The sequence below is a fragment of the Psychrilyobacter sp. genome, assembly GCF_049671765.1.
Lineage (GTDB): Bacteria > Fusobacteriota > Fusobacteriia > Fusobacteriales > Fusobacteriaceae > Psychrilyobacter.
Genome location: NZ_JBATVM010000325.1, coordinates 1 through 4,675, shown reverse-complemented (window position 1 = coordinate 4,675; position 4,675 = coordinate 1). Strand labels below are relative to the sequence as shown.

Annotated in this window: 9 protein-coding genes; 5 read left to right on the top strand and 4 right to left on the bottom strand. The window is 29.8% G+C overall.

Features of this window, described 5'->3' with window-relative positions:
- The 3 genes from WBG30_RS15120 to WBG30_RS15110 form a co-directional block, all read right to left on the bottom strand.
- Positions 1–872: type I restriction-modification system subunit M (locus WBG30_RS15120; RefSeq protein ID WP_424505485.1), on the bottom strand; the 872-nt coding region annotated here is incomplete at its 3' end.
- Positions 873–915: 43 nt separating this feature from the next.
- Positions 916–1,365, bottom strand: a complete 450-nt coding sequence (locus WBG30_RS15115; RefSeq protein WP_424505484.1) for a S24 family peptidase — start codon at positions 1,363–1,365, stop codon at positions 916–918.
- A 37-nt stretch (positions 1,366–1,402) separates the two neighbouring features.
- On the bottom strand, positions 1,403–2,092 hold the full coding sequence (locus WBG30_RS15110) for an XRE family transcriptional regulator (protein ID WP_424505483.1): 690 nt from the start codon (positions 2,090–2,092) through the stop codon (positions 1,403–1,405).
- Between the two features lie 159 nt (positions 2,093–2,251).
- On the opposite strand from WBG30_RS15110, the gene WBG30_RS15105 reads away from it, so the two are divergent.
- The 4 genes from WBG30_RS15105 to WBG30_RS15090 are packed head-to-tail and all read left to right on the top strand — an operon-like array spanning position 2,252 to position 3,313.
- Complete coding sequence (locus WBG30_RS15105) at positions 2,252–2,473, top strand: helix-turn-helix domain-containing protein (RefSeq protein ID WP_424505482.1); 222 nt, start codon at positions 2,252–2,254, stop codon at positions 2,471–2,473.
- Positions 2,474–2,531: 58 nt separating this feature from the next.
- Positions 2,532–2,663, top strand: a complete 132-nt coding sequence (locus tag WBG30_RS15100) for a hypothetical protein (RefSeq protein ID WP_424505481.1) — start codon at positions 2,532–2,534, stop codon at positions 2,661–2,663.
- A 10-nt stretch (positions 2,664–2,673) separates the two neighbouring features.
- Positions 2,674–2,820 (top strand): hypothetical protein, encoded by a 147-nt coding sequence (locus WBG30_RS15095; RefSeq protein ID WP_424505480.1) that lies wholly within the window; start codon positions 2,674–2,676, stop codon positions 2,818–2,820.
- 34 nt (positions 2,821–2,854) lie between these two features.
- Positions 2,855–3,313, top strand: coding sequence for a hypothetical protein (locus WBG30_RS15090; RefSeq protein WP_424505479.1), 459 nt, complete (start codon positions 2,855–2,857; stop codon positions 3,311–3,313).
- 1 nt (position 3,314) lies between these two features.
- On the opposite strand, the gene WBG30_RS15085 is transcribed toward WBG30_RS15090, so the two are convergent.
- Complete coding sequence (locus tag WBG30_RS15085) at positions 3,315–3,455, bottom strand: zinc ribbon-containing protein (RefSeq protein ID WP_424505478.1); 141 nt, start codon at positions 3,453–3,455, stop codon at positions 3,315–3,317.
- A 94-nt stretch (positions 3,456–3,549) separates the two neighbouring features.
- Here WBG30_RS15085 and WBG30_RS15080 point away from each other — a divergent pair, with 94 nt between their 5' ends.
- Positions 3,550–4,647 (top strand): hypothetical protein, encoded by a 1,098-nt coding sequence (locus WBG30_RS15080; RefSeq protein ID WP_424505477.1) that lies wholly within the window; start codon positions 3,550–3,552, stop codon positions 4,645–4,647.
- Positions 4,648–4,675: the final 28 nt, after the last annotated feature.

Sequence of the window (4,675 nt, the reverse complement as noted above, 5' to 3'; positions counted from 1 at the left end):
TGCCAGTAGTCTTTGATATTAAATGGCGGATTAGCCATTATATAATCCATCTTCTTTGTAGAATGTTGGTTATTTGTAAAGGTATCGGCAGGTTCCTTTCCAAGATCTACCTCTATCCCTCTGATCGCCAAGTTCATCTTACATAGTTTCCATGTAGTACCGTTACTCTCTTGACCAAATATAGATATATCTCCTAATCTCCCTTGGTGGTTTTCCACAAATTTCTCAGATTGTACGAACATTCCACCTGATCCACAAGCAGGGTCATATACTCTTCCACTTGTAGGCTCCAGACAAGATACTATAGTTTTTACTATGGATTCAGGAGTATAGAATTGTCCTCCATTTTTTCCCTCTGAGTTAGCAAATTTCCCTAAGAAAAATTCATATACTTGCCCTAATACATCTTCATTTTTATTATCTTTTGAATGTAAGTTAATATTTCCAATCATATCTATTAATTCACCTAATTTCCCCTTATCTAAATTAGGATTTGCAAATACTTTATAAAGTACATTTTTTAATTGAGCATTCTCTTTTTCTATTGCAAACATTGCTTCATCAATAGTTACACCAATTTCAGCTTTTTTTGCATCTTTAACTATCTCAGCCCATCTAGCAGATTGAGGCACCCAGAATATATTTTCAGATGTGTATTCATCTCTATCTTCGCTTAATTCTCCTTTATCTAGTCCATCTGCTATCTCTTCTTCTGTAAGTTCTTGATATTTCAACTCAAATTTATCAGATATATATTTTAAAAACACCAGTCCTAAAACTACATATTTATATTCTGCTGGGTCCATATTATTTCTTAATTTATCACATGATTTCCAAAGTACATCTTGGAAATTTTCTTTTTCTTTTTCCATTATCATTTTCTCCTCGTTGTTCTTAATTTATTTAAACTTTCTCCTACAGAAAATCGTCCACCACTCTACTTACTATAACTTTTCCAAGGATATAAAACTTATCTTTATCCTCTACTCTAATTTCTGGATAATTCTTATTAAAAGCTTCTAAAACTGGATTTTTTCCACCTACTTTAAACTTTCTTATAATACATTCTCCATTGTATGAAAAAAGACCAAGGTTATCTACTATTAATGGGCTATCCATTTCTGCTAAAACCTGAGATCCTTCACCTATTTTTTTTTCTTCAATGATCCCTGAATCCATAGAGTCATCATTCATCAGTACAGCAACGAATGGTTCATTATAATTACTATTTTCAAAATAAAATATTGTATAAGTTCCAACTACTTCACCATAAATAAGGGCTCCATCAATTACTTTTACATCTTCATATAATGGAATATCTTCCGTTTTTAAAATTTTAATTTGTTTGAAATTAGAACCGTTCATTTTAACCTCCACTATATTAGATAAAACTATTTCGTTTTTACGGTTTTGCCATTATCCAAATAACTTTCCCGCATATATTAAATTCATTTTCTTCTCTCACTTCTCTTGGAGGATATTCTAAGTTATCTGAATATAAAAAACTTTTTCCATCAAAGGATTTATATCTTTTAACTAAAGGTTCGTCATCATAAATAAATACACCAATTTCATTATGACCTACCTCTGCATTTAATTTAATTAAGACACTACTTCCATTCTCTAATGTTGGCTCCATACTATCCCCATGAACATTTACGATTACGCAACCTTTAGCCATTCTTTTGGGTAAAGAAACATATTCTACAGGTTCTGGATTAGGTTCCAGACCATCTTGACATCCTGCTGATACAGAATCATAAACAGGTACATTTATCATTTCTTCAAATATGATCGGTCCAATATTAGACTTATCACTTCTACTGTTTTTATTTAAAGCTTCTAATTTATCTTTTATTCTCTTTGGTAATATTTCTTCATCTACAAGTTCAAAAAACTTTTCCTCTTCAGAACTAGTCATATGTAACGCTTCAGAAAGTTTTTTTAATATTTTTTCAGAAGGTGGGTTTTTAGATTTTCCTGTTTCAATCATTGAAATATATGATCCTGTTACACCTATTTTATTTGCTAATCCTCTAGTTGAAAGTCCAACTTCTTCTCGTTTTTTCTTTAAAAATTTATTATAATTCATAACCAACCTCCTAACAGTAATAATAGTATATTTAATGTGTTATGTTAAGCTTTTATTTGACGTTTTTAAAAAAACTGCTAAGTATATACTTGACACAATAAAAATGATGTTGTATTATTCAAGTGTAAAGTAAATACTTACCACTCCGAGGAGGGAAAAATGAAATATATTGTTGAAAAAAAGAAAATTGCTATGGAAATAAAAAAAGCTTTGAGAATGAAAAAAATGTCTCAATCAAAATTGGCTAAAGAACTAGGTATTACTAGGTCTTCTGTATCTATGACACTAAATAATCTCGAAGTTGGGAAAGCAATAACATTGAATACTTTACTAAAATATTCAAAGGTTTTAGAGATAAGTTTTACAATAACTGCCAAATAAATATTTACTTAACAGTATATTAGAATTTATAAATTTTATTTAATAACAGGAGGTTAAAATGGAAATTTCAAATGCTACGGTTATAAAAAGCGTCTTCAGAAATAAAGAGAAGATAAAAAAGAATGAATTTATAAAGAAAGTAAAAAAGCTGACCTATGATCTCGGGGAGAAGCAAAAGAAATTATTTTAAGGGAGGGAAAATGACTAAAATTGGATGGGTTATTTTTTTAAGTATTTTTCTAAAACTACTAGGAATTATCAAAGCAAGTTGGATGATCACGTTATTTCCTTTATGGTGCTCTATTGCTATGAGTTTTATTAAAGAAGTTTTAAAAAATAAAAAATAGTAGAAATCAAAATATCATAACTAGGAGGTAACACATGGCTAGACCAGATTCAGCTCTATCCTTAGAGCTAGAAAGAAGCATGAATATGCAAGTAAGAATAGGAACTTTTGAAGAACATCTGAGACATGCAGGAGTAATAGATGATTTGGATGATGAGAGAAGGATAAAGAGTTTTAATCTAAACAAATGGAATGAAGATATGCAAAAATCATTTACCAAAACTAGATCTAAGATCCTAAAGCTAAAAGATCTTCCATCTATGAAAAAAGCCCTGGAAGATTTAGATAAAAAGATAAATGAATTCAATGATACATACCTTGAAAAAAGAAAACAAATAGACGCTTTAGAGGTCCAGTATGAAGCTTTGGATGATGATGTGAGAATATGGCTCCTAGAATATTCGGTTGGATGTCGTGAGAAACTAAAAATAGAAAATTCTAATATTGAAAAGAAACTTATAAAAGAAAATCTGACAAAAAAAATAAGAAGGTAGATTAATCTACCCTCTTATAGATGCCTCCGCCACATTCTGGACAACCAGGTAATTTCTCATTGTCACTTTCTATGATTAGTTCTAATTGACACATTAAACATATATAAGTTCCTATACCTGGCTTTTCACCTGCTACATACATAGGTTTCACCTCCTAAAAAAAATGCTTATTTTAGTATACTTCAAAACTTAGAAAATCATTTAAAAAAATTAAAAAAAATTAAGGAGACCCGATTATGAACTTTAAAAATATTTTACAAAATACACTATCCCAAGAAGCCACATTAATGGTTAATAAAAAATTGATGGCTAAATATGGCGTAGAGTTAGCATCTCTTATAGCTTATCTAATCGATCAAGAGAGGTATCACGAAGGAGAAGAGTTCTATTGTCACGATACATCAATCAAGCTATATACAGGAATTAATATCGATAGGATCTCTACTATAAAAAAACTAGGAGTAGAAAAAAACTTATTTAAAATTGAAAGAAAAGGAATGCCAATATCTAGTTATTACTATATCAATCACAAAGCGATCTTAGAAGAAATATCAAGTGATGATAGTGTAAGTGATTTGGCTTATGGTAGAGAAGTTGGAAATATAGAACTTACTAGAGAAAGTATCATAAAAATGAGTAGAGATAACATCAGACTTTTAAGTAGAAAATTAGGAGTTAAATACAGTGGTAAAGATAAAAAATCACTTTTAGTTACCAATCTTATTGACTTCCTACAGTTACCGGAAAATCCTGTCACTAATGACGGGGAAATCCCGTCACTAGTGACCGATATATCCGTAACCAGTGACGGCTATATCCCGCTAAATAAAGAAACTAAGAACCTAGAAACAAAGAATAAAGAAACAGTAGTAGCAATAGAAAAGCAAAATCCTGCTGCTGCCCCTGAAGATAATTTTTTTAAAGATCTAAAAGACCTACTCATAGAAAATAATTTTAAAAACTATAATTCTCAAACACTAAAAAATATTAAAAATTATTCAAATGGATCTCTAGAAGATATTAAAAAAGTAATTGAATTTATGAAATTAAAAAATAAATCTATAAATTCTAAGATCTTAGTAGCAATTTTAAAAGATGGCGATCACAAGGTAGTAGAGCCAGTAGATATAAAAAAAGTTACCAAAGCTGATAAATTAGCCCATATGTTAAAAATTATTACTCAGGATGAAATTGATGATCTATGCGATCGAATATCTGAGGAAGAAGAGTTTGGAGAATATAAACAGCTAGAAAAAGCCCAAGAAAACATAGTAAATATTCGATTAGAAAAAATATTATGTGATAGATACAATAGGCTTCAAAGGGGGAATTAATGAATAAAATTATGACACCTAATAACTT

Coding starts and splice junctions, on each gene's coding strand:
- WBG30_RS15115 (WP_424505484.1), bottom strand. CDS start 1,365: ATGAACGGTTCTAATTTCAAACAAATTAAAATTTTAAAAACGGAAGAT.
- WBG30_RS15110 (WP_424505483.1), bottom strand. CDS start 2,092: ATGAATTATAATAAATTTTTAAAGAAAAAACGAGAAGAAGTTGGACTT.
- WBG30_RS15105 (WP_424505482.1), top strand. CDS start 2,252: ATGAAATATATTGTTGAAAAAAAGAAAATTGCTATGGAAATAAAAAAA.
- WBG30_RS15100 (WP_424505481.1), top strand. CDS start 2,532: ATGGAAATTTCAAATGCTACGGTTATAAAAAGCGTCTTCAGAAATAAA.
- WBG30_RS15095 (WP_424505480.1), top strand. CDS start 2,674: ATGACTAAAATTGGATGGGTTATTTTTTTAAGTATTTTTCTAAAACTA.
- WBG30_RS15090 (WP_424505479.1), top strand. CDS start 2,855: ATGGCTAGACCAGATTCAGCTCTATCCTTAGAGCTAGAAAGAAGCATG.
- WBG30_RS15085 (WP_424505478.1), bottom strand. CDS start 3,455: ATGTATGTAGCAGGTGAAAAGCCAGGTATAGGAACTTATATATGTTTA.
- WBG30_RS15080 (WP_424505477.1), top strand. CDS start 3,550: ATGAACTTTAAAAATATTTTACAAAATACACTATCCCAAGAAGCCACA.